23 protein-coding genes, 1 tRNA gene and 1 pseudogene are annotated in these 23,975 nt (G+C 34.7%); 9 read left to right on the top strand and 16 right to left on the bottom strand.

The features are described 5' to 3' along the window. Positions 1 to 38: 38 nt before the first annotated feature. The gene (locus DPQ89_RS08715) at positions 39 to 605 is read left to right on the top strand and encodes a hypothetical protein (protein WP_127716551.1); all 567 of its coding nucleotides are present in this window, start codon (positions 39 to 41) and stop codon (positions 603 to 605) included. Here DPQ89_RS08715 and lgt read toward each other — a convergent pair. Beyond that, positions 598 to 1,383, bottom strand: a complete 786-nt coding sequence (gene lgt / locus DPQ89_RS08710) for a prolipoprotein diacylglyceryl transferase (RefSeq protein WP_127716550.1) — start codon at positions 1,381 to 1,383, stop codon at positions 598 to 600. The genes DPQ89_RS08715 and lgt overlap by 8 nt on opposite strands. Before the next feature lie 72 nt (positions 1,384 to 1,455). Beyond that, on the bottom strand, positions 1,456 to 2,274 hold the full coding sequence (locus tag DPQ89_RS08705) for a hypothetical protein (RefSeq protein WP_127716549.1): 819 nt from the start codon (positions 2,272 to 2,274) through the stop codon (positions 1,456 to 1,458). Between the two features lie 233 nt (positions 2,275 to 2,507). Here DPQ89_RS08705 and rplU point away from each other — a divergent pair. The 6 genes and pseudogenes from rplU to DPQ89_RS08675 form a co-directional block, all read left to right on the top strand. Further along, positions 2,508 to 2,807 (top strand): annotated as a pseudogene (rplU, locus tag DPQ89_RS08700) (50S ribosomal protein L21); the annotation flags it as partial. A gap of 88 nt (positions 2,808 to 2,895) precedes the next feature. Next, positions 2,896 to 3,150 carry a 50S ribosomal protein L27 gene (gene rpmA, locus DPQ89_RS08695; protein WP_127716547.1) on the top strand — a complete coding sequence of 85 codons (255 nt, stop codon included), beginning with the start codon at positions 2,896 to 2,898 and terminating at the stop codon, positions 3,148 to 3,150. Between the two features lie 68 nt (positions 3,151 to 3,218). Then, positions 3,219 to 4,229 carry a GTPase ObgE gene (gene obgE, locus DPQ89_RS08690; RefSeq protein ID WP_127716546.1) on the top strand — a complete coding sequence of 337 codons (1,011 nt, stop codon included), beginning with the start codon at positions 3,219 to 3,221 and terminating at the stop codon, positions 4,227 to 4,229. Positions 4,230 to 4,232: 3 nt separating this feature from the next. After that, positions 4,233 to 4,700 (top strand): ribosome silencing factor, encoded by a 468-nt coding sequence (gene rsfS / locus DPQ89_RS08685; protein WP_127716545.1) that lies wholly within the window; start codon positions 4,233 to 4,235, stop codon positions 4,698 to 4,700. Further along, positions 4,700 to 5,152 (top strand): 23S rRNA (pseudouridine(1915)-N(3))-methyltransferase RlmH, encoded by a 453-nt coding sequence (locus DPQ89_RS08680; RefSeq protein WP_127716544.1) that lies wholly within the window; start codon positions 4,700 to 4,702, stop codon positions 5,150 to 5,152. Before rsfS ends, DPQ89_RS08680 begins: the two co-directional genes overlap by 1 nt. Positions 5,153 to 5,227: 75 nt before the next feature. Next, complete coding sequence (locus tag DPQ89_RS08675) at positions 5,228 to 5,650, top strand: hypothetical protein (RefSeq protein WP_127716543.1); 423 nt, start codon at positions 5,228 to 5,230, stop codon at positions 5,648 to 5,650. Here the strand turns inward: DPQ89_RS08675 and DPQ89_RS08670 are convergent, their stop codons facing one another. The 14 genes from DPQ89_RS08670 to DPQ89_RS08605 all read right to left on the bottom strand — a co-directional run bounded on the left by DPQ89_RS08670 (position 5,651) and on the right by DPQ89_RS08605 (position 22,373). Next, positions 5,651 to 6,886: a twitch domain-containing radical SAM protein gene (locus DPQ89_RS08670; RefSeq protein WP_127716542.1), complete on the bottom strand. Its 1,236-nt coding sequence runs from the start codon at positions 6,884 to 6,886 to the stop codon at positions 5,651 to 5,653. Beyond that, positions 6,876 to 8,105 (bottom strand): twitch domain-containing radical SAM protein, encoded by a 1,230-nt coding sequence (locus DPQ89_RS08665; protein ID WP_127716541.1) that lies wholly within the window; start codon positions 8,103 to 8,105, stop codon positions 6,876 to 6,878. The genes DPQ89_RS08670 and DPQ89_RS08665 overlap by 11 nt, the downstream gene beginning before the upstream one ends. Beyond that, positions 8,102 to 9,295 carry a twitch domain-containing radical SAM protein gene (locus DPQ89_RS08660; RefSeq protein ID WP_164848323.1) on the bottom strand — a complete coding sequence of 398 codons (1,194 nt, stop codon included), beginning with the start codon at positions 9,293 to 9,295 and terminating at the stop codon, positions 8,102 to 8,104. The genes DPQ89_RS08665 and DPQ89_RS08660 overlap by 4 nt, the downstream gene beginning before the upstream one ends. A 104-nt stretch (positions 9,296 to 9,399) precedes the next feature. Beyond that, positions 9,400 to 10,239, bottom strand: coding sequence for a 2-oxo acid dehydrogenase subunit E2 (locus DPQ89_RS08655; RefSeq protein ID WP_127716539.1), 840 nt, complete (start codon positions 10,237 to 10,239; stop codon positions 9,400 to 9,402). A gap of 5 nt (positions 10,240 to 10,244) precedes the next feature. Beyond that, positions 10,245 to 11,243 carry a tryptophan--tRNA ligase gene (locus DPQ89_RS08650; RefSeq protein WP_127716538.1) on the bottom strand — a complete coding sequence of 333 codons (999 nt, stop codon included), beginning with the start codon at positions 11,241 to 11,243 and terminating at the stop codon, positions 10,245 to 10,247. A gap of 66 nt (positions 11,244 to 11,309) precedes the next feature. After that, complete coding sequence (locus tag DPQ89_RS08645) at positions 11,310 to 12,026, bottom strand: hypothetical protein (protein ID WP_127716537.1); 717 nt, start codon at positions 12,024 to 12,026, stop codon at positions 11,310 to 11,312. Between the two features lie 105 nt (positions 12,027 to 12,131). Further along, positions 12,132 to 12,215, bottom strand: a tRNA-Leu gene (locus DPQ89_RS08640). 100 nt (positions 12,216 to 12,315) lie between these two features. After that, complete coding sequence (locus DPQ89_RS08635) at positions 12,316 to 15,024, bottom strand: hypothetical protein (RefSeq protein ID WP_127716536.1); 2,709 nt, start codon at positions 15,022 to 15,024, stop codon at positions 12,316 to 12,318. Next, positions 15,025 to 15,990, bottom strand: coding sequence for a hypothetical protein (locus DPQ89_RS08630; RefSeq protein ID WP_127716535.1), 966 nt, complete (start codon positions 15,988 to 15,990; stop codon positions 15,025 to 15,027). A gap of 146 nt (positions 15,991 to 16,136) precedes the next feature. Then, positions 16,137 to 17,048, bottom strand: a complete 912-nt coding sequence (locus tag DPQ89_RS08625) for an ABC transporter permease (protein WP_127716534.1) — start codon at positions 17,046 to 17,048, stop codon at positions 16,137 to 16,139. Positions 17,049 to 17,058: 10 nt separating this feature from the next. Next, positions 17,059 to 18,000 carry an ABC transporter permease gene (locus DPQ89_RS08620; protein WP_127716533.1) on the bottom strand — a complete coding sequence of 314 codons (942 nt, stop codon included), beginning with the start codon at positions 17,998 to 18,000 and terminating at the stop codon, positions 17,059 to 17,061. A 51-nt stretch (positions 18,001 to 18,051) separates the two neighbouring features. After that, the gene (locus tag DPQ89_RS08615; RefSeq protein WP_127716532.1) at positions 18,052 to 19,815 is read right to left on the bottom strand and encodes an ABC transporter substrate-binding protein; all 1,764 of its coding nucleotides are present in this window, start codon (positions 19,813 to 19,815) and stop codon (positions 18,052 to 18,054) included. A 114-nt stretch (positions 19,816 to 19,929) separates the two neighbouring features. Continuing rightward, complete coding sequence (locus tag DPQ89_RS08610; RefSeq protein WP_127716531.1) at positions 19,930 to 20,634, bottom strand: hypothetical protein; 705 nt, start codon at positions 20,632 to 20,634, stop codon at positions 19,930 to 19,932. After that, positions 20,550 to 22,373, bottom strand: a complete 1,824-nt coding sequence (locus DPQ89_RS08605; protein ID WP_127716530.1) for a tetratricopeptide repeat protein — start codon at positions 22,371 to 22,373, stop codon at positions 20,550 to 20,552. The genes DPQ89_RS08610 and DPQ89_RS08605 overlap by 85 nt, the downstream gene beginning before the upstream one ends. Positions 22,374 to 22,881: 508 nt before the next feature. Here DPQ89_RS08605 and DPQ89_RS08600 point away from each other — a divergent pair. After that, positions 22,882 to 23,277: a polyhydroxyalkanoate synthesis regulator DNA-binding domain-containing protein gene (locus DPQ89_RS08600; protein ID WP_127716529.1), complete on the top strand. Its 396-nt coding sequence runs from the start codon at positions 22,882 to 22,884 to the stop codon at positions 23,275 to 23,277. A gap of 43 nt (positions 23,278 to 23,320) precedes the next feature. Then, positions 23,321 to 23,974, top strand: coding sequence for an outer membrane beta-barrel protein (locus DPQ89_RS08595; protein ID WP_127716528.1), 654 nt, complete (start codon positions 23,321 to 23,323; stop codon positions 23,972 to 23,974). The last annotated feature ends 1 nt before the right edge of the window (position 23,975 follow it).

Raw genomic sequence — 23,975 nt, 5'->3', positions numbered from 1 at the left:
AGCCTTGGTAATCCAATGATTTTCTACTAGAGGCCAAATTGAAAAAAATAAATATTATAAGATTAATTTTAACAGCTATTATTCTTACCGCAACAGGCAGTATTGTAAACAGCACATTTGCAAAAATAGAAGCTCCAAACTACGACTTCTCTCTTCAAAAACTTGAGCCTTTTACTCCGAATAATACTCTCGCTTCGATAGAGAAAACTCTAGGTAAAGGTGAGCTAATTGAAGATGCTGGTGATATAAAGATTATACGATTTATGATCACTCATGCTCGTTATAATTTTCCTGTTTATATTCAAGTGAAAAAGAATATTGTTTTAGATTTTTATGCTAGATTTCCAACTTACTTTCTACACGATTTATTTCATCAATCTCTAATTAATAAATTCGGCAAACAAACAAAATACCATCGTCAAGAAAACGATGCTGTTTATATATGGGAAAATGTACAAGGAATGAGAATAATTTATAGCGGAGCATGTACTGTTACATGTTTTCCAAATTATGTTTCCTACATGAAGATAAGTGAAAAAAAGGGAGACTACGTCCCCCTACTGCAAAAGTTCAGTGATCAATTTATTGGAAAATTCCCTAAATAGGATCATTTCTTTTAGAGTTCAAAAACATTGCCACAAATCCTGAAATAATCATTATGATACAAAGGATTTGTCCCATCGTAGTCGTCTCTCCAAAATAATATCCAAGTTGAGCATCGGCCTCTCTAAAAAACTCAATAAAGTATCTGAAAAATCCGTAACCTATAATAAACGAACATGCGATTACACCGTGCCTTTTAACTTTTGTCATAATAAACCAAAGAATCAATGTGAGTAATAAACCTTCGGCAAAACCTTCATATAACTGTGAAGGATGTCTTGGGTAAGGACCTCCTCCATTAAATACCATTCCAAAAGATGAATCAGTCACCCGTCCATAGAGCTCACCATTTATGAAATTACCTATCCGACCAAAAAATAAGCCAGGAGTTCCCGCGAGGGCGGTGGCATCCATTACCTGGGCCCACGATACTCCATTCTTTTTCCCAAAGTACCAACCTCCAAATAACAGACCAGCAAGGGCCCCGTGAAAACTAAGTCCTCCCTGCCATACATGTAAGAGTTCTGTTAAATTTTGGGAGTAGTAGTCCCAGTTGTATATAAAGACATAAGCAAATCTAGCACCTAGAAACATGCAGATAAGCATTGTCGTTATCATTGAATCTATCTTCTCTTCTTGAATTTTAAAGAAGCCCCTACGTACCAAAACCTTTAATAAAATATTAGCGATGACAAAGCCAATTACATACATCATGCCATACCATCTTACTGCGACAGGACCAATTGAGAAAATTATAGGATCAATATTTAAAGGATTCATCTTAGCTCCAAAGTGTTAGAAAATAATTCTAACACTGAGGAGTAATTGAGTAAAATAATTAAAGTTGGCTAATTAGAGACTTAAATCAGTTCTAGGCTGGAAACTTTCTACAGGATAAATATATCCTTCATAATTACGAGATACATTTTGAATCATCTGTCTAGTTGCTACTGACAATCCACCATATCCAAAATATGTGCAATGCTCAGTGAGCATTGGAATAAGATGATCTGTTTTCATTTTTATAGATCTGTCTTTCAGGCTAGAGTCTAACTTTAAGAATTTAAAATTGCTTTTAAGTTTTTTGTGACCATCTTGGGTATAAATCCATCTCTTAAAGATATCAATGAACACAACTTCACCCTCAGATCTCCTTGGTTTCATCGTAACCATTCCCTCTTCAACCGGAACCCCCCAAACGCCAAGAATTCCTAAAGGAGCAAGGGCCCACGATAAATAGCGTTGAATAATAATTTTAGAATTCAAATGAAATCTCTCAGAACCAAAACCATCTGAACATCCCATTTGCCATTCTTTAAAAGAATGACCGTAGAGCATTAGGGCCAGTCCTTTAAATCTATAAACTGAATAATTCTCTTTAGGATAGATGCTTTCGGCTCCAAAGCGATCAGACTCTGAATAATCGCCAATTTGGCGCATTATGCCAGGAGTTGCTTCCTCTAGAGTAAGTAATTTAGCAAATTTGTCCGTATCAAATGACTCAATGAGATCATCAACCTCAGATGAGCCCATTTCATCAAATTTTAAGGACTTTAAAAAATCTACTAACTCTGAGCTAAAACTTGATAAATTTACTTTAATATAGACAGGTAAGCCCATGCCCTTAAAGTACTGAAAGTATGTAAATTTTCTCACTGATTCATTTTCCATGACGCCCCCGTCCGTTAACTTTGCTAACTACTTATCGGCAGGGCCATTTTTGGCTTAAATTTTTAACATTTAGAAGAGCTTAAAAGGCTTCAAATTCCCCTATATTCCTTGACATAAGGCCCAAAAATATATAAATCTTCTAGTTCGTAATAGAAGAGACCAAGTTTAGGGTAACAAGATTTTCCAGATGACCTGAGAGAACCCCTGAATTTGTCGAAAACTAGGAGTATTTAATGTACGGAGTTGTTGAGATTTCAGGACACCAGTATAAAGTTCAAGCTGGAGACATTCTTGATGTTGAAAAACTTACTAACGAAGCAGGTTCAACTGTAGAATTAGAGAAAGTTCTTTTTATCGGTGGTGAAACACCAGTAGTTGGTCTTCCAACTGTAAGCGGAGCAAAAGTTACTGCAAAAGTAATTAAGCACGACAAATCTAAAAAGGTAATCGCTTTTAAAAGAAAGCCAGGTATGTACCAAAAGAAGATGGGTCACCGTCAGCAATTTACAGCACTTTTAATTACAGAAATCAATGATGGAAACGGAAACGTTACAAAAATTGATACTGATTCAAAAGCTGCAAAGAAATTTTTAAAATAAGTTATAATTAGGAGAATAAGTCATGGCACACAAAAAAGCCGGTGGTTCGACAAGTAACGGACGTGATTCTAACCCAAATATGTACGGGGTTAAGAAATTTGGTGGAGAAAGAGTAGTTTCTGGAAACATCATCATCAGACAAGCAGGAAACAAGTTTCATGCTGGTCCAGGTGTAAAAGAAGGTAAAGACTGTACGCTTTTCGCGGTAACAGAAGGTTCTGTTAAATTTTCTTACTACAACAAGAAAAAGAAAATCGTATCAGTTGTACAGGGTTAATTGAAAAATTCTTTCAATCATATTAAAAGGGAATCCTTAGGGATTCCCTTTTTATTATAAGGAATAAAATGCGGTTTATAGACGAAGTAATTATCACGATAATTAGTGGAAATGGTGGTTCAGGTAACTCCAGTTTCCGTCGTGAGAAGTTTTACCCACTCGGTGGCCCTGATGGAGGTGACGGAGGAGATGGGGGAAGCGTTTACTTTAGAGCAAACAATGGTATTAACACGCTCGTCGACTACAGATCTAAGAAAGTTTTTAAGGCCGACCACGGTGGTGACGGTAGAAATAAGCAAATGCATGGAAGTTATGCAGAAGATCTCATTCTAGATGTTCCAGTAGGAACCATTATTAGAAACCTTGAGACAGGCGAGATAATCGCAGATTTAACTGAACATGATCAGAAAGTTCTTCTAGCTGAAGGAGGAAGAGGTGGTATTGGAAATATTCACTACAAATCTTCTACCAATCAAGCACCAAAGAACTTTACTCCAGGAAAACCTGGTATAGAAATGGAAATAGAGCTTGAACTCAAGCTCATTGCTGATATTGCTCTCATAGGTCTCCCAAATGCCGGTAAATCAACAATGATTTCAGCAATCTCTGCAGCCAGACCAAAGATTGCAGACTATGCCTTCACAACCTTAGAACCAAATCTAGGCGTTGTAAAAATGGGAGAGAATAACTCTTTTGTAGTGGCCGACATTCCAGGACTTATTGAAGATGCATCAGAGGGAAAAGGACTAGGAATTAAATTTCTAAAACACCTAGAGAGAACTAAGGCATTTGTACACCTGGTTGATGTTTCATGGTGCCTAGATGAATTTGAAGCTTTTGAGCAGTATGTTGTCATAAGGGAAGAATTAAGAAAATATAATGAAGATCTTTTAACTAAAAAAGAATTAGTTTGCTTAACTAAGATCGATGCAATGACCGATGAAGAAATTGAAAAATACGTAAATTTCTTTGAAACTCAAATTGATAGAAAAGTCCTCCCAGTCTCTACTGTATCGGGAAAGAATGTTGGTCTTTTAAAATCATTGATGTTAAAAACTTTTGAAGACTACGAGGCATAGAAGATGAGTACTGATTTTATAACATTAGAGATAAACAAAATATTTGAAGATAAGAATTTAGAGTTTCCTCTAAATCTAGCAATGTCTGCTGCTTGGATACTAGGTAATTTCAAGGGTATTAACCTTAAGGTTCTAGATGTAACTAAATCAAGCTCACTAACTGACTTCTTCGTATTAGGCTCTGCAACTAACCCAACGATGGCCCAATCAATGGCCGATGAGATTTCAAAACAACTAAAAGCTCATGGTTATGAAGTTATCTCAAGAGAAGGTTCTAAAAAAGGTGATGACTGGATTCTTCTAGATTTTGGAGATATTATCGTTCACGTTTTCTTGGACATTTCTAGAAATGTATATGATCTAGATAACTTGTGGGAAAATGCGAAAGAAGTAGAAATTCCAAACTCTTACTATTTCTCTTCAGATGATGAAGAGAAATCTGATGATGCTACTGGAAAAAGCTATTTCTAATGAAAGATATTCATCTTATCGTTATTGGAAAATATAAGGATAAGAACCTTGAGTCTCTTGAAGAACAATATCTAAAAAGAATTACTGGACCAAAGCTTAAAATACATGAGCTGAAGTCCATGCGTGAAAACTTAGAACTTGAGGCCAATGAAGTTCTAAAAAAACTCAACGATCTAGCACCGAGCTACCCTATCCTCATGGCAGAAAATGGTAAATTAAGAAATAGCGTCGATTTTTCTAAGTGGCTCTATTCATTAATCGAAACGCGTTCAGAGAAAATCGTTCTTATTATTGGGGGCGCAAGTGGACATGGCCAAAAAGTATTAGAACTTGCTAAAGAAAGGCTCTCCTTATCTCCAATGACTTATCCACACAAATTAGCAAGACTTCTCATTGTCGAGCAACTTTACAGGGCACAAACCATTCATACTGGACACCCTTATCACAAATAGTGTTCCAAAAAAGAAACAAATTCTTGGCATATAATTTGCTTTTATCTCTACATGATAATCAACATGGGAGAGATAATGAAAATGATTATAGGACTTTTTATTCTGTTTAGTTATTCACAACTTAGTTTCGCTAGCGAAGATTTTTGTTTTTCAGGAATGGAAGACACCTTGATACTTAAGCAATTTCAATTAAAAAGTAACATGAAATGCGAGACCAAAGATGCTTTAATTACAGCTCTATCTGCGGGCACTTTAACACTTGGAACTGTTACGGCCCTTTGTACTTGGGCGCCTGAGCCAGCGATTACCAAGATAAGTGCGGCAGTTATAGCGACTTCAGGGTTAATTATAAATTATGCAACTTTCTTAGTTCGTAATATGCCATGTAACTCATCGGGAAAAAGAGAGTTAGAAGATTATGAAAAAACAGAAATATTGGAAAAAGTCTGCAAATCAATTAACAAGAAACTAAACCTTTACACGGAAACTTGTGAGTAATCACTTTAAGAATCGAAAATAATTTTGTTTTCTTAATTTATCCAATTTCTTGGTAAACATTATAAAGTCAAAATAGTTTTCGGTTCTATTTTCTAAAATCGATAAGTCTAATAGTGAAAAAAGAAGTGAAAAATTAGAGAGATTCTTTTCTCCGTACAAGGTATTTTTATAAAATTCTTCATTGTTTGAATAATACAGACTTAATCTCTGTTTTATCTCTTCCAAAACACTTACTTTCAAGACATCTCCCTTCAAGTAGTAAGGATAATCGAGATATATAAAGTACGGAACAATTGGACACTTTTTTGAAAGAGGCTTCAAGTATTCCAAAAGATCTATAATAAAAGGTATATTGTAAGCTTGGAAAACTGTATTGAAGCTCACTTCAATATTTAAATCATCTTTTTCATTGAAAATTTTTTCTAAATTCTTTTCAAACTTCTCCCACTTCATAGGAAAGCGTAGATATTCATTTAGCTCTCCTACACCGTCAATAGAGATATCAAGCTTAATACTCTTAAACTTTGACCACTTAGAAAGAATATCATCGCTTATAAGGGTTAAATTTGTATTATAAGTTAGAGACATATTAGAAGACAGATTCTTTTCAATAAGTATAGAGAGAAGTTGATTATGTATTGGAGTAACTAATGGTTCTCCACCTAAAAACTTTAACTCACGAACTTCTCTAGAAAGTAGAATAAGAGAATCGATTAACTTACCTTGCTTCCAAAAGGCCTGAATCTCCTGAACATTTTCTTTTGAAAAATCTATCCCCAACTGCTCAAACTCTTTTTCAAGAGTTGAACTAAAATATGGAGAACATGACCTACACTTCAAATTACAGGTATTCCCTAGTGTTAATTCAAGTAAAGAGATATCGTCTACTGCTAATTCCCCACTGTTCAAATTCGTCTTGCCGAGGAGGATCTCAAACTCCTTTTCATAATGATCCAAAAAAATTCTTCTAGGAGAATTCTCCCCAACATCCTCTCTTCTTTTACACCCATTACAAAAATTTGGAATCTCTCCACTTAACATCGATTTCCTTAGCTTCACAAGCTCAGGGTGATTTATTTTTTTTTCTAATAATTGTGCGTCACTTATTTTAAATGTCGAATTAACATCGAGCCCTAGAGTTTTCCCAGAGTCTCCATAGCAACAGGCCCTTACTGAACCTTCTGGCTCAGTACTAATTTGCATCCACGGAAAAGGGCATAAGAATTTACCTTCCATTAGAAACCTTCACAAATGATTGATCTCGTAATTTATCAAGTTCTTCAATATAGTAAAGGGCCTTTTTTTCCATTTCACGACATCCCTTCTCACTTGCAAGTTCAATGCAGCCCAATAGGTTTTCAAAGTTCTCTTTCGTAACTTCTCCACTTTCTTGAGTATATAGAATTTTATTATCATTAAGAAAGTTTCTTAAAGATGATAAGATCATATTTTTCTTAGCTTCCTCTAAATGCTTTGGATTATAGAATTCTGGCACATTGAGATATCCCATCGTAGGAATAATGGGCAATTGACCTTTCCACTTCTGTAAGTACTTTAGAAATGATTCTATATTATGAATATTCATAAACTGAAAAACCGTATGAATATTTACAAAAAATGGATATACTCTTTTCAGTTTTATTAATTTTTCAATATTTTCTTCAATTTGATTTAGCTTAGAAGGAAAGCGGATATAATTATTTAATTCAGAAGTTCCTTCAATAGAAACATGAAAGGCAACTCCTTTAAATTGACATAGAACTTTTATCCAATCATTACTTAATATCGTTAAATTAGTTGTGATCTTTAAGTATATCTTAGAGGCCTTATTCTTCTCAATTAACTCTTGTAAGTAGTTAAATATATCTTTATTAATTAGAGGCTCTCCACCTTGAATAAAAAGCACAGAAGTATTTTCAATAAAGTCTAGAGACTTTAGTAATTTCAAGTCCCATATGTTTTTAGCATTTTCATAAAAATCTTCATTAAAATCTATATTCAAACTCTTCCATTCTTTATGAAGTGGTGCTGATAACTCAGGAGTACACATTCGACACTTTAGATTGCAACTATTGGTATAAGTTAAATCACAATACTCTGGAGTATCACTTGGAGAAAGAATCTCACCACTTTCGAGAGTTCTGTCTAATAGAGAAGACATACTCTCTTTAAATTGCTTTTCATAAATTGATAATGGAGACTTACCGCCATGATTATCAAGTTTATAACAATTCTTACACTGCTCAGGGACGACTCCCTTTAACATCTTAGATCTAATGTCCTTGTAAAAATTGTAATTTGAAACTTTCTTCCAAGAGAGATTACTTGTGAGAAGAACTGGATCGCCATTATTGTCTATGACATCTCTATCCCCTGTTGCATTACAACACAATCGCAATGAACTATCAGCGTTACAACTAAAATGCAGCCAGGGTAGAGGACATATCTTTGTCATATACTTCCAAATAATATTTGAGATTCTTCACGAAATAGCTCATTAAAATCTTCTGACCTTAGCAAGTCTAATTTCTTTGTAAAACCTTTTAGAGCTCCTAATTGATGAGATTTATCTTCTGCCATCATATAATTCAGCGCACTTTGAAGATCTTGATTGATTCTTCCAAAGCTATTATTTTTCATAAAATTTTTATAGCGAAACTCCACTTCTTTTTTAACTTCTAAAGGAAGCGCCTGTAGTGACATCCAGCTTGGTTCTTCAACCAGAGATATCTCGAAGTCATGCTCATTAAGACCATTAAAAAGCTCTATTCTTTGCATTTCCTCAATAAAGTCTAAGACATGAAACATATTATATATCGATAAAGTAAAATTAGATTTTAAACGTACATTAGGACATTCATTCTTTATTCGATTCCAATTCTTTATATAGAGAGGCCAATCAAGTCCTTTTCTTATGTACTCACCCACAGGTCCAAATCCATCAATGCTTCCAGACACAACAACACTCTCTAACTGATTCCACTGATCTAAAACATTCCATTTTCCAAATTCTAAAATACTAAAATTCGTATCATAATTTATCATGATTGATTTATTATATTTAATCACCTCATCAATAATTAAATAGTGATCTTTCTCTAATAATGGTTCTCCTCCAGCAAAATATAAGTGTTCAATTTCCGACCAATATGGCGCCAATTGTTTTGAAAGAGGATTATCTGCGGGAGTACAATTTAGCTTTTTATAATTACCTTTTGGGTTTAAAAATTTTGCATCTGCAAACCAAGCTGTACTAGTAGAAGGTTTACAAGAGCGACATGAAAAATTGCATAAATTGGATATTCTAATGGATAAGCTTTTAGGAAATTTTAATTTTACTTCCTTGCCACTATTTATTTCCTCTAAGTATTTAGCCCAGTTTTTATTCTCTTTGGTTCTCCAAGATTCCATATTATGTTGTTCATAATAGAAGCAATCCTTACAGTGTGAAATTTGATCATACTTACCTGATAAGAATTTATCTTGAAAGGCCTTAACTTTAGGCCCATTCCAAATTTCTTCTAAGTTTTCTTCATGAAGATTTCCTAGGATCTCAGGAGTATTCGAATGACAACATACAAATATATTTCCATTTGGCTGAATTTCTAATTGAACAAATGGTAGTATGCAGAACTTCTCTATCATTATCATCTCTTTTAAGGATATTTAAATAAATGATAACATAAGTCCAAAAAATTACATATTTTAGACGTGGCGATAATTCATAAATACAGCAACTTACAATATTATTAATTAAATAGAAGCTCTTTCGATCTTGCAAAGCAGTCTTTAAAGTCTTTGGCCATTTGAGATGCGTGTACACCATCAATCAATCTATGATCAAAGGTAACGCCTATAGGAAGAACTTTTCTTATTTTAGGCTGTCCATTTACAGCTAAAACTTTATCACTAACAGCTCCTACCGAAAGTAGCAGAGGAACTCTCGTATATGGACAAAGAGGTGCAAAGGCCAAATCTATTCCGAAACTGCCAACATTCGTAATCATCACAGAACCAAAGGGATCTCGTGGCAAGCCAAGAAATGAAAGATTCAAATTTAATCCATATAATAAGAATGAGGCAATATTTAGATAGATGTGAGAAAACCACCAAGGAATATACTTAAAAGTATTTAAGTTTTTTGCTATATCCTTATCTTTAAACTTACGTACAAGTTCTGCTTTTTCTTTTAAAGTTTGTGCTATTTGCTTGAGTGTTTTTTCCTGTGCGTCTTCCACTGTACAACCAGACAGCGTTGCTTTTGAAACTTTATCCGCTCCATCTCCAGGGATATTTACCTGATAAAATAAAGTTACAGACTCTCTTAGCCAGATTCTTCTTCCTCTTATCATTCCATTGATTTCAGGTCGTCGCTTCATACAATATGCGAGGGCCTTTCCAACTAAATGACTTGGAGAAATTTTAATATCATGAAGCTTACTATACTCTTCTAAATTTAACAGGGTATCTGTAACATCTATTTCTAGAATTCCGTAAACAGAAGGGTCCTTTGCTGTCTTCCAAGTTCCCATTGCTATTTTTCTGAAGACAGATGTATCTTCGAGTTTTTTTAATGGTATATTCTTCATCTTATTTAAATTACACCAATTGCTTTTTTTACTTCTTTTAAAAACTCACTTGCTCTTGGTCTAACTTTAGCAGCTCCTTGCTCTAAGATTTCATCAATTAATTTCCTGTCTGCCATTAATTCATTATACTTTTCACGTGGACCTTTAAGCTCTTCATTAATTACATTGAAAAGCTCTAGCTTTGCTTCTCCCCAACCAATTCCTCTCTTATACCAGTCTGATAAGTCTTTAATTTGCTGCTCAGTTGCAAAGAGTTTATAAAAATCGAAAATCAAAGAGTTCTCTGGATCTTTAGGTTCACTTGGTTCACTTGAATCTGTAGTGATTTTGTTAATCATCTTTCTTAATTTTTTTTCAGTTAGAAATAGTGGAATATGATTATCGTAACTCTTACTCATTTTTCGTCCATCCAGACCTGGCACAAGCTCGCCTTCTTGAACCTTTGCTTGAGGAAGAGTAAAAACTTCTCCATAAACATGGTTAAAAGCATTTGCTAAATCTCTTGCGATCTCAATATGCTGAAGCTGATCCGCTCCAACAGGAACAAAATCAGACTTTAAGAAAAGAATGTCACTAGACATTAATATTGGGTATGTATAGAGACCCATATTAATTCCATGATCAGTGTCCCTACCTTTTGACTCATTTTCAGCCGACAAGGCCTTATAAGCATGCGCCCTATTCATAAGTCCTTTAGCGCTAAAGCAGGATAGAATCCAATTAAGTTCCATGATCTCTGGGATATCACTTTGTTTATATAGAGTTACATTTGAAGGATCTAATCCTAAAGCTAGCCAGCACGCGGCAACTTCGTAAATATAGTCGTTAAGTTCCTGAGCTTTGTGAACAGAAGTCAAAGAATGATAATCAGCTATAAAGTAGTAAGCTTCATATTGTCCAGAGTTGGCCATTTCTAATGCAGGCTTAATCGCGCCTAAGTAGTTTCCAAGATGTGGCATCCCAGTTGGCTTGATCCCAGTAAGACTAATTTTTTTCGAATTCATATGCTTCCATCGATTACAGTTTATTTTTAAAACTACAATGGAATATTAACCTTAACAAGGCTAAATTTACTCGTTGAGATTCTGCTCCATGAGTTCATTAGCTTTTCTCAGTGAGTCAATTGTGTTTTGAAGATTTTTTAACTGTTGGTTACTCTCAATTGTTTTTTCAACTTTCTTGGTAGCTTCCGTAGACTTTCCTGCTTGAATATCCTTAATTGCTTGCTCTACATTCTCAACTTTTTCCGTACCTTCTAAATTTCCACCGGCAATTCCTGAAATTAAACTGCCAAATGTTGCGCAATTAACAACTTTCTTATTTTCATCTAGCGATGTGTCTAATTTTAAAATTCTCTTATAGGATTTTGCTCCATACGAGTCTCCCATTTTAGTTAATGAGAACTGAAGCTTCATTATTCCGCTAGTATCTGTTTCTTTTTCAAAGTCAATAATATCGATTTTGGAGATCTTAAAAGTTCTATTCCCATAAATTTCTCCAACTTTGTACAGAGTCTTACCGTTAGGTTTAATAAGTTCCATAATTTCGAACTTATCACCACTTTTGAGTACTTCACCTTCAAAGTTCTTTGAACAATAACCATCTTTAGAGAAATAGGTTTTTGCTTCATTATAAAATGAGTCTACTTCCATAGAAGTTTTCATCGACTTAGTAGACTTCCTCTGATTTTCCATCATTTTCATCATACCAAGTGAAACTATACCCATCATGCCTGCTGCGATCATGACTTGAACTATTGAGAAACCGTCTTCTTTAAATATTTTCATCTTTTTATTATATAAGGATTATTTATTATTTTCATGGGGAAAGTATTCCCTATTTAAAAGAAAAAAGGCAAAAAAAAAGCTCTTCCGAAGAAGAGCTTTTTTAAATGGTGCCCAGAAGAGGACTTGAACCTCCACGCCAAAGGCACTAGATCCTAAGTCTAGCGTGTATACCAATTTCACCACCTGGGCATATATTCAGTAATCTGACCCCTGTATTTTTAATACTTAGAAGTAGAAATGACAAGAAAAAATTTAGAAATATTTGTTTTTTTGGATTAAATAACTATTATTAGGCCGCTTGCTTATCAAGTTTTGATATCTTTCTCTCTAACTCATCGATTTTAAGCTTAAGTGTATTATTTTCTAATTTAGACTGATGAACCTCTTTCTTCTTTGCCGTAAGCTCTTCTTCAAACTTATCACTACTTCCCTTAAGCTTTTCAGTCAGTCTCTCAAGTTGCTTAATTTTGTGAGCAGTCTTAGGATCTACGGCACCCTTTGCTCCTGCTCCAGAGCCCTTCTTTGCCTTTTTAGTTGCTTCTGAAACTTGGGCCGTAAGGAATTTATTCTTTTGCTCTAATTGCTTAATTCTAAGCCCTGCTGCTCGATATCGATCTTCATTCTGTTTAGATACTTTGGATAGTTCTGCTAACGCTTGATCTTTTTCCTTTAACTCTTCACTATGATCATTACTCGCAAGGAGATTTGCTTTATTTTCAAGTTCTTCTTTTACTCTCTTCAATTCAAAGAGCTCTTTCTCTAAGGACTTATTCTCATCTTGAAATTTATTAATGATCTCTTGGCTCTTCATAAATTTTTCTCTAAAAAGCTTCGATTCATTATTAGATCTGCTGTCGGCCATCTCTTTTTCCGAGTCTGCTTTTTCAGAAATACTTTCGATTCTTCCTTGTGCCAAAGATAATTGCGAAGTTAGCCTTTTTACTTCATCTTCTAGATTTTTAACAATATCTGGCTCAACTGAAACAGTATCAAGTAATTCATTATTCTGATCAGTAATGGAATTTATTTTATCAACAACACCGTGAGTATTTTCTAAGTTCTTCTTCAGTAGATCAATTTGCTTGTCGCGTTTATCAACTTCAGCTTTTAGCTTATTAAGTTCAACATTGAATGTATCGTCGGTTGGAGAGGATATCACTTGCTTCTTGCTTACAAGTTCCTTTTTCATCCCCTCTATGAGCTTCATCATACGCCCTAGTTGAGTATCTCTTTTTATTAAATCGGCCCGTAACTTAGCGACCTCTTCAGAGTTATCCTGCTCACTCTTACTTTCGTGCTTCACAGAAGTAACAAATTTTTCCGAAGCATTTTCAAAAAGTCCTTTAGAGATTGAGCTAGAATCCTTTATATCAATATCTAAAGATTCACTAACGATGGTCGTTAACTCAGTCCCCAAATCTGAAAGAGAGGCACCTTTATTCTTTAATTCTTCGGCCCTTTTCCTAATTCCAGAAATAATATCGTCTTTCTTACTGCTCCATTCATTTACTCCCTCAAACTTTTTAAGGGTAAATTTTCCTTTATTCGTATCTTCGGGTGTCCCCTTAATAGTCACGGAATCATTATTGGACTTTTCAGGTGATCCAGAAATAATAGTTCTATCTTCAGTTAAGTCCTCTTTAGAACCCTTAACCATAGTTGAAACCTCTCCTAAATCCTCAGGAGATCCTTTAATCACTTCTTTATGATTGTCCTCTTCTTCTTTCCAGCCACCGACTCTCGTCATCTCCTCATCAGCATCTTGGCTTTCAGTTAGTGTAACAATTTCATTTGCTTGCTCTAAGCTTAGCCCATCAATTTTTGTAACAAGAGAATCAAGAAACTCATCAAGTCCTGCAATTTTTTCAACTTCTTCAAGTGAAGACTCTAAGTTAGAGAACTTCTCTTCATCTTTTAAAGAATCTATTATGAGTTTTTTATCATTGATCGTAAGCGAGTCGAGAACTGCCTCGTTAGGATATCCCTTAACTAAAGTAGAGAAATTATCTAGCGACAAATCATCAAGTGTGAAACTTGTTTTTTTGAGAAATTTTACCACTCTCGTAACGTTGACCAAGTGCCCATCAGACATTTGATCATCTTCTAGAATATTTTTTACTTTTGAAATATGTTGAGTTTTCTCTGCTAACGAAATATCAGCCGGAAGATCTTCTACAGAAGTCGTTGTTGTACCACCAACAAGGTCTTCAACATTCATTAGTTTAAAAGATTTAACATTATGCAAGAAGATATTCTTCATTGAACTTGGATCTTTAGAAATCACAAGAGTAACAACAAGCCTTCCTGTTTTCTCTAAAATATAGCAATCCAAAGTATCTACATACTCAACAGCATCATGAAGAAACTTATCACCTTTTGGGCTTAAAGAACTCCATAAATACTCCCCTCCAAAGTCCATCACATTGAAATGGGATTGGATAATAAATTTTTCGTCCGAAATTCCAAAATCAACATCTACAGGAAATAGTCCTTTCTTAGAGTCAATGATCACAGAAAAGAAATTTACTAAGTTAAAAAAACTATTTCTAACTCTAAGAAAGTCAAAATCATTCACCACGGCCTTAGCAGCAACCAAGTCACTATAATAACCTCCATTAAGATGATCAGTGACCTTAAAACTTCCACAACTATCAATTTCAGAATCAAAGGCTTTTTCTAAACTAAGACTTGAACTATTCCCTAAGAGACGATCAAAAATTATTGACTCTATTGTATCAGAAGTCATTTCTTTAGATATTATCGCTTTCCCATTATTTTTAAAAAACTGACTTCTATTTTTTGGCTCACCAATAAAGATCACAGCACAAGTACATGGTAATTGCGTATCATCACTATCAATCAGTACAAAATCGTATTTTTGAGTCTCATCAAACTTAGAAACTATTTCTACTTCTTGTTGCTCAAGAATACTATTCATTTGATCTGAAAGATCAGATGAACATAAATTAAGAATGTATTTTTTTAATACATCAGTCATTTAAGCGGCATTCTCCATCTTAGTTGATATAGACTCAAAGTCCCTACCTAATAATTCTTTCAGAGACTCTTCGATAACACATTCGTCATACTCTAGTTCACAAAATAACTTTTTTAAGAACCCTCTCGCATCTCTGGTTAGATAGTCTGTTTTATTAAATTCAACAGAAGCCTCAATAAAAATCACAAGCTTCTCTAACTCCCCTATTTCTTCTTGGTTAGAGCCTATAACCAGTCCCTCTCCATTTAAAAATTCATGATGAAACCTAATTAAGTTAGAAAGATTTGTGTGCGAATATTTGTAATTGAAAGATTCTATTGATTTTCTAACCATCTCTATTTCGTGACCAAAAGGAAGATGATTAACTCTAGCATTTTCAATCTTCTCCAGCTCTAGTGAACTATGATCAGTTATTGCATACGAGTAATCAAAAAAGTAACAAGTATTATACAAGTCTTTGAGAAAAGCACCGTGTGTATAGCCACAAACAAGAGCACTCAATGTAATAAGTGTCGAAACAAGACATGATCTTTGGTAAAATGACAACGCCTTGGCATCCATTTCTCTCCCAAAGTATTCATCTAAAGAATAAAAAGTATTTTGAAAGATCATAACGAGATCAAGCAGGACCCCCTCATTCTCACCACTCCAATACAGAGGATATAAATGAGATAAAAAACTTCTTCTTAATTCAAGCCTCTCTTTCTCGTCAGTGCTATTTAATATTGAAGTTAGGATCTTCACCCCCTGTTCAATATATGACCTATTACACTTTAAATCTAAATACAAAAATGCTGTTACTTTCTCAAATTTTGCTAGCTTGTTTATATCAACAATTTCTCCCACATTTAAAAGTCGGATACACTTACCATCTTTCTTTTTCCAATACAGGTCACCATAAGATAATTTAATATCTTTTAGTTCAGAAAAACTAATTTCAGTAAGAGTTGTTGAATCAACTGTCAAAATATTACGTCCTTTATGAGCAAAATGGCCCATTTACGTAATACTTTTCGGAAATTAAGTATATTTACTTAAAGCTAAATTAAGAAAAAATAAATAAAAAAGCCCCCAAAAAGGAGGCTAAACTACTGAAAACATGTATTCTAATTTTATTTTCCCTTCAGCTTTGGATCAAGTGCGTCTCTAAGAGCATCACCGAGGATATTTAGAGAAAGTACCACAATCATCATGGCCAAAGTTGCAGCTCCTAACTGCCACCAAACTCCACGTGCAAGCTCAAGCTTAGCATCGTCAATCATAGTTCCCCAACTTGGTCTACCTTGTACTCCAAGACCTAAATAAGAGAGGATAACTTCCGTTTTAATTGCTGTTTGAAACATTAAAGAGAAATTGATTATTACTAAGTGAGAAACATTTGGAAAAATATGCTTAATTAATTTTCTAGCATGTCCACCACCAAGTGCAGAGGCCGCTTGAACATAATCTCTATTCTTATGTCTCATAACTTCACCACGTATTAAGCGACATAAGTTAACCCAAGAAGTTAATCCTAAAGCGACATACATTGAAACAAGTCCTCTCCCCATAACAAATGAAAGTGCAACTAGTAACATGATAGTTGGAATAGACTGAAAGCAAGTATAGAACCAAACAATTAGCTCATCAATTTTTCCACCGAAATAACCTGCAATACTACCAAGTGTAACTCCGATGACAACAGATATTATCGCAGCAACAAGTCCAACAGACATTGCCACTTCAGTACCTTTAATCATTTTTGTAAAAACGCTTCTACCAAAAATATCAGTACCAAATAAAAACTCGGAACTTGGAGCAGCGTAAGATGGACCAACTTCAACTGCCCAATCAGAGGCAATTACACCAATGGCAGAAAGTGTTGCTATAACTGCATAGATAGCAACAACTATTAACGAAGTCATTGCTAATTTATCACGAGTCATATTATCAACTGCGTGATCCCATAGTGATTTAGATTTTCTATCTTTTGTATTACTTGTCATTATTACTGTCTCAACTGGTTGTACATTTGATTGTGCCATATCCTATCTCCTACTTAAGACGTACTCTAGGGTCTACTAGAGTGTATAGGACATCCGTAATCACACTAAAAATGATATAGGCCATCGCAGTTAATATTGTCATTGCCTTAATTACAGGAAAGTCAGAGTTATAAACTCCATTTAGGGTAATTCCACCTAAACCTGGAATACTAAAAAAGCTTTCTAATAAGAGTGCTCCTAAAATTAAAAATGGTATTTGAATAACAACAAAAGTAATAATTGGAATCATAGCATTCTTTAATACATGCTTAAAAAGAACAACTCTTTCAGAGAGGCCCTTGGCCTTAGCTGTACGAACATAGTCTTGATAAATTTCATCTAGCATGACCGTTCGGTAAAATCTAACATCTGGACCTATCGATAAGATAATCCAAATAATTACAGGTAAAACGATATACGGAAGAAAATCAGGAAAGCCTGACTCATAACCTGAGATCTCAAACCATCCAAGCTTGTAAGCAAATAGCCATTGACCAAAGAGGATGTACGCTAAAGAAGTTACACTCATTAAAAGTACACAGCCAAATACAACTGACTTATCAATCCATTTTCCTCTATAGAAAGAAACCACAAGAGAAATAGAAATTGATATAATTGTAGATAATACAAATGCAGGAACAGATAACGTCATCGAAGGTATTGCACCTTGCTTAATCATCGATATAATTTCTTGCTTAGTTGTCCAGGACCTACCGAAATCAAAAGTAAAAGCCGATTTTACAATATCCAAATATTGGGCCCACATTGGTTTATTTAAACCTAACTCTTCTCTCAATTCTTGTATCTGCTGAACGCTGGCGTGTTTTCCTAGCATAATTAAAGCTGGGTCCGGAGCTACAAGGTTAAAAATAACGAAGATAATGAAAGCCACCCCAAGAATAGTCGGGATAATGTAAAACAGTCTTCTTAAAATATATTGCCACAAATTCACGAGTGAACCACCTAAAAGTTAAAAAGCCCTCCATTAAGGAGGGCCATTATTTTATAATTTTTCTAAAGCTTTAGCTTTTGCTGCAACATCAACATTTAGATATTGCTCTTGACCTGTTTCAAAGTCAGTAGACATGTAATTCTTCAAATAAGAATGTCTAAGTGTAAAGTTCTGTCTATGTACTCCATAAATCCAAGGAGACTCTTCAGCTGCAATTCTATTCATTTTTTCATAAAGAGCAGTTCTCTCTGGAGAATCTTGCATAATTGAAGCTGTTTTATAAAGCTTATTGAATTCTGGATTATCATACCCCGAACCATTTGCTCCAGGAGCTTTATTTGGTCCATAAAGAAGCTGTAAGAAGTTCTCAGCATCTGGATAATCAGCACCCCAAGCAATACCGTATAGCATAACTTGTCTCTTAGTGATCTTCTTTTGAAGCTCTGGCCAAGGGTTAGTTACAACTTTGATATTAACTCCAATTTGAGCCATTTGCTTTTTGAAGTACTCTCCAATTTGTCTAGATACTGTATTTGAAGGACAGTCATAAGTTATCTCTGGAAGTCCTTTACCTTCAGGGTAACCAGCTTTAGCAAGAAGCTTCTTAGCTTCTTCAATATTTGGTCCTCTATAAGGAGATACATAACCTTTAATATTTCCTGCAATACCTGGAGGAACTACTGATTGCGCAGGAAGAGCAGTATTATTGTAGAAGAGCTCGTTAGATTTAACTACATCATAAGCAATAGAGATTGCTCTTCTTAGATCAGTATTCTTAAAAAGTTTTAAGTCATGATTAAACGCAGTGTACGTTACATCTAAAGAAGGATTAATTAAAAGCTCAATTCCTTTATTCTTGTAGTCGTCAGAAAGATTTCTATCTGGTGTTACTGCCGAATCAAAATTATCTTTTGGGATTGCAATGTAATCAACTTTACCTTTTAGGAAGTTAAGCCATCTAGGTTGAGATTCAATGATTACATTTACAACTACTTTATCAGCAAGTGGAAGTTCTTTTCCAGCATCTGCTAAAAATCCTGCGGCCTTAAACTCTTCACTCGCTTCAGAAGGATATAATTTCTTTCTAAAATTAGGGTTCTTTGTATATGTAATTTTCTTTGTCTGAGTAAATTGAGGAAGAATAAATGGTCCCGTTCCTACAGGATGGTTTAAGAATTCCTCACCGTACTTTGCAACAACTTCTTTTGCTACAGCAAATGTGAAAGGCATTGCTAAAGAATATAGAAACTGTGGAAATGGTTTAGTTAGCTTAAACTCTAAAGTATACTTATCAAGGGCCTTAAGTCCTTCAACAACTTCCGTATAATCAACACTTGGAAGATCAGCATACTTTGTTCTCCACTCGTTTAATCCTTTGATCTTTCCGTCAAGTAACCACCATCCAAGACCTTGAAGTTTTGGATCAGCTAATCTCTTAATTGAATAAACAAAATCTTCTGCAACTAGCTCTCTGCCTTTTCCATCAGGGAAAGCAGCATCGTGATGAAACATTACACCTTGTTTAATTTTAAAAGTATAAGTTAGCCCATCTTCAGAAACTACTGGCATAGACTCAGCTAAGTTTGGAACCAAAGTATATGGTCTTTTTAGGTAATGGTATTCAAGTAGACCTTCATAAACACGCCCAACTTCATTACTTGAGTAACGGTCGTTAGCATAAATTGGATCTAGCCCTTTAATTTGTGCAGAAACAGCGATGTTAATCGTTTTACCTGTATCTTTGTTCTTTTTAGTACAGCTAACAAATCCCGTCGTTAGGATCAAAGCCGCAAGTAGTGAAGTTATCTTCATCATAGTCAATTCCCTCTGTTTAGTGGTTTACCAAAAACTAGCAATTTAACTTATGATATATACAAAATTATTTAATGAATTCCTAGGATATTAAGGAAAAGAGTCACGAGCACAGCGTTATTCACAGGTATTTACAAATAAATCTATCTGAAATGGTGTAGTTTCAAGAGTTTGACCCACTGGTGTAATCGACACCCTGCGCGGCGAGTCTTCTTTAAAGTTTGAGAAGTCAAAGCGAAGTAATTCTCCTTCTCTAATTTCATAGTCTAAAAAGTAATGACCTGGAGAAGTACCGGTAAGCCATTTACCACTACCAAATAAACACTTTCCGTCCGTACATTCAAAGCTTGGTTTATTCTTTCTAATTAAATCATTTGCCAGAAGAACTTGCGCCCAGCCTTTCATGAAACCCTTAATTAAATGACTATACTTCTTCGAGCGTACATCAGCTTTTGAACTATTAATTAATCTTCTCGCAAATCCTCCCTTAAGCTGAACTTGCGACTTATCGGCATTTTCCCAACCAATTGAAAGCAGTTCTTCACCATGGATAGGTATATCTACTGCCATTTTCCAAAATTTTTCAGGTGTATTTACAGTTTCAAAGGAAAATAGAGTTGTTTGATTAAAGATCTTCACTCTACCTCGTCCAGCAGAGTTCACGCAGATATTCTTTACAATCTTTTCAAGTTGATCATCTTCTTTAACTTTAGGTATTGTTGAACAAGAAGTAAGAACTACTGAGAAGAGGCAGGTAGTCGCAATGACTCTAATCCACTCAAGTCTCTCATAACTTCTTGTCTTTCTGAATCGACTTTGCAATTGCGTAGTGCCTCCACATAAAACTTTTTGGCCAGTTCATATTTTTTTAACTTCTTATAAACCATGGCCAAGTGCTTAGTTACAATAACATCTGTTTTAACTAGAGACCACGCCTTTTTTATTTCAACTAAGGCCTTTTCATAATTGCCCGTTTTATAATAGTACCAGCCTAAACTATCTCGAATATATCCATCTTTAGGTTTTAAACTCACAGCTTTCTTTATAAGAATATAAGCCCTATCAAGGTCGTCACCTTTTTCTAAAAGAGTATAACCTAAGAAGTTAAGAGCATGAGGGTTTTCAGGGTTTTTACTAAGTAGTTTTTCAATTACATCTTTTGCCTTATTATAGTCGCCATTCTTTTCATGCAATGCTGCTAAGTAGTATTCGTGTGACTCTGAAAACTCTTTTTCATTTTGAATTTCTTCCATTTCATCTACTGCGGCCGGGACTCTACCGATGGTTTCATAGTGACCTGCAAGCATAACTTTGAGAGCTATTTTTAAATCAACACCTTTCGATGATGCCTGCTCAACAAAGCTTACAAATTTCTTTGCGCTTTCGCCTGTTTCATCTTCTTCGGCCTCTACAAGAAGTAGTCTTGCTATTTCCAAATTACTCTCATGAAATAGAGAACTCTCTTCTGGAACTTTCGAAAAATAACCTACAGCACTGTCATACTCATCAGTTTCTTTATATAGCATACCTAAGTAATAAAGAACTTTATCTGACTGAGGAATTACAGTTAAAATCTCTTTAAAGACACCTTTTGCATCTTCATATTTTTTCGAATCTGCATAAAGAATTCCTAAACGAACTTTTAAGTTTAAATCGCTAGGATCAATATTTGAAAGAGCTTCTGCATGTGGAATAACTTTGTCGTACTTTCCTTGAGAGAAGTATATTTGAATTACGCTTTTAAGAATTGAATAAGAATGTGGAGTCTTTTTCAAAAACTTTTCATATACTAATAGAGCTTTATCATATTTCTGATCTTCTTCGTAGATAGAACCTAGAGCTATTGCCGATTGTTGATATGTTTCATCTATTGCCAGGGATTTTTTAAAATACTTTAAAGCAGACTTTCTTTGTCCACGTGCAAGATCAATCTTTCCTCTATAAAAAGAGTAAATAGCTTTGCCCTTATTTTCTTTCTCACATTTTGATAATAATCTATAGGCCTTCTTAAACTTTGATTCTAAAGAGTATGACTTGGCTAAAAAAACACACGCTTCTTCAGACTTTGGATAATTCTCTAGCAATGAATTGTATACGATTTGCGCCGCACGCTTTTCTTTTAAAGCAGTATGTACACCGGCCAAAATCAATCCAACATTTTCACTTGTTTCACTTTTATAAAGGTCTTGTAAAATCACTTTTGCTTCACTCAACTTATTTAATCTAATAAGCTCGACGGCATAGCGCTTTGAGACATAGTCATCCTTACCGTTTATTTGCAGTACTTTTTCAAAAAATAGTGCTGCACTTAAACTGTCTCCTCTTAGAGCAGCATCAGAGCCTTTAATATAGAACTCGTCAGCAAGGTGAGACTTCTTTACTTGGGACATTGAATCAATATTGACCATTGCTTTGGCCAGATACTTTTCCAATGATTGACCATCGTCACGATGCTCATTTGATCTGTCTGTAGCTTTAGATATTTCATTCTTTGAATTAGATACACTTGCACATGATGTTAATGCCACAAGAGTTACAATCAAAAAAATTCTATTGAACATGTTTATCCTTTTGGGTTTTGGACTAAATTTTCTCAAAGCCCTCTGTACTTGTCGTAAAGTAGAAGAAAATACTTAAAGCTTTGTTTAGGTTGTAATTTTCGGAACAATTTTCCAGCAAACTCTATGACGCAGTCACTCCAACCTTAAGAAAAACTTAAGCCACCTCAAGATTAAAAACCTATAAGATACTGAATATACGTCAAGAGTCATAAAAATAATGCACTGTAAGAATTTTGTCCCGATTTTCTATTGACACACTTTTAACAAGCTTGCTATTTCATTGTTCGTTAACCGAAGCAAAGCATTATGTGAATCGCGACATTCCCTAGTTACTAGAGGTAACTAACTGGAAATACGAAGTTCTTAAGCTTAACCTAACCTTTTTGACGCAAAGTATTGAAAAAATATACACAAATGGTTTCTTTTGGGTTTCATGATGCTAGAAGTTAAATTGTTATTCAGTTTTTTAATGAGACTAATCTCTCATATCAAATAGGGGAAAAAAAAGATGAACGACGTAAGAATTATCAAGAGATACCAAAACCGTAAGCTTTATGACACACACCAAAGCTGTTACGTTACTCTAGAAGAGATTGCACAAATCATCAGAGAAGGTAATGAAATTCAAGTTATTGATAACAAAACTAAAAATGACATTACTTATATGACTCAAATTCAACTTCTTTTCGATCAAGAAAAAAAGTCGACTAGAGCTGGTGATGTTGAATTACTTAAGAGAGTTATTAGATCTGAAGAAGGGACTTTCACTGGTCACATCAGAGGTCTAGAAGGTACTCCATCTGTAGAAACTACTGTTGAGCCTACTTTAACTGAAAGCCTAAACGCTTTTACTCAAAACACAGAAGTAAACTCAACTATTGAAACACCAAGTACTTTAAACTAATATAAGGGGGTACATTAAACCCCCAATAGTTTAGAGACTTAAAATGCAAAACAAGTTTAAAAAATTTCTGATATACACAATACCTGTTGCTCTTTTAGCAACAGGTGTTTCTTCAAAAGCAAATGAATCCATAAAAGGCCTCACTTCAGACAAGAAAGCTAAGAAAGTAGAAAAGGCCATACCTGAGTCAAGAAATTCTAATCCGCTAAAAAAACATAGTATCGGTATAGGTATTGGACAGACCTTTCTAGCTGGAGACTTTTCTGATCATGGCGAAGACAAGATTACATGGGATTTATTTTATAACTATTCAGCTAGTCACTCGTTCGACTTTATAGCAAACTTCCATTCATCAAAACATTCCCACCAGGGAAACTATGCTAAGTTAACTGGACTTGCTCTTGGAATTAAGGCCAAGACGTTTAACTTTGATAACTTCTCACCTTTTGGAATGGGTGGATTTGGATTTTATCAACCAAAAGTAAAAAGAAATGTAAATGGCGTACTTATGCCGTCAGAAGAAAAGATTACTTTTGGATTTCATCTTGGGGCCGGTGCTGATCTTAGGTTAAATGATAAGTTTACTGTTGGAGTTATGGCCACATTCCACAATCCGTTTGACGTGAAACAAGATAATCAACCAGAAGTAACAGGGTCATACTTTAAACTTCTCATGAACACCTTCTACACTTTCTAAT

Source organism: Halobacteriovorax sp. HLS (assembly GCF_004006665.1).
Taxonomy (GTDB): Bacteria; Bdellovibrionota; Bacteriovoracia; order Bacteriovoracales; family Bacteriovoracaceae; genus Halobacteriovorax.
Note: the sequence above shows the minus strand (reverse complement) of the source record. Positions and strands in the feature narration are given on the sequence as shown.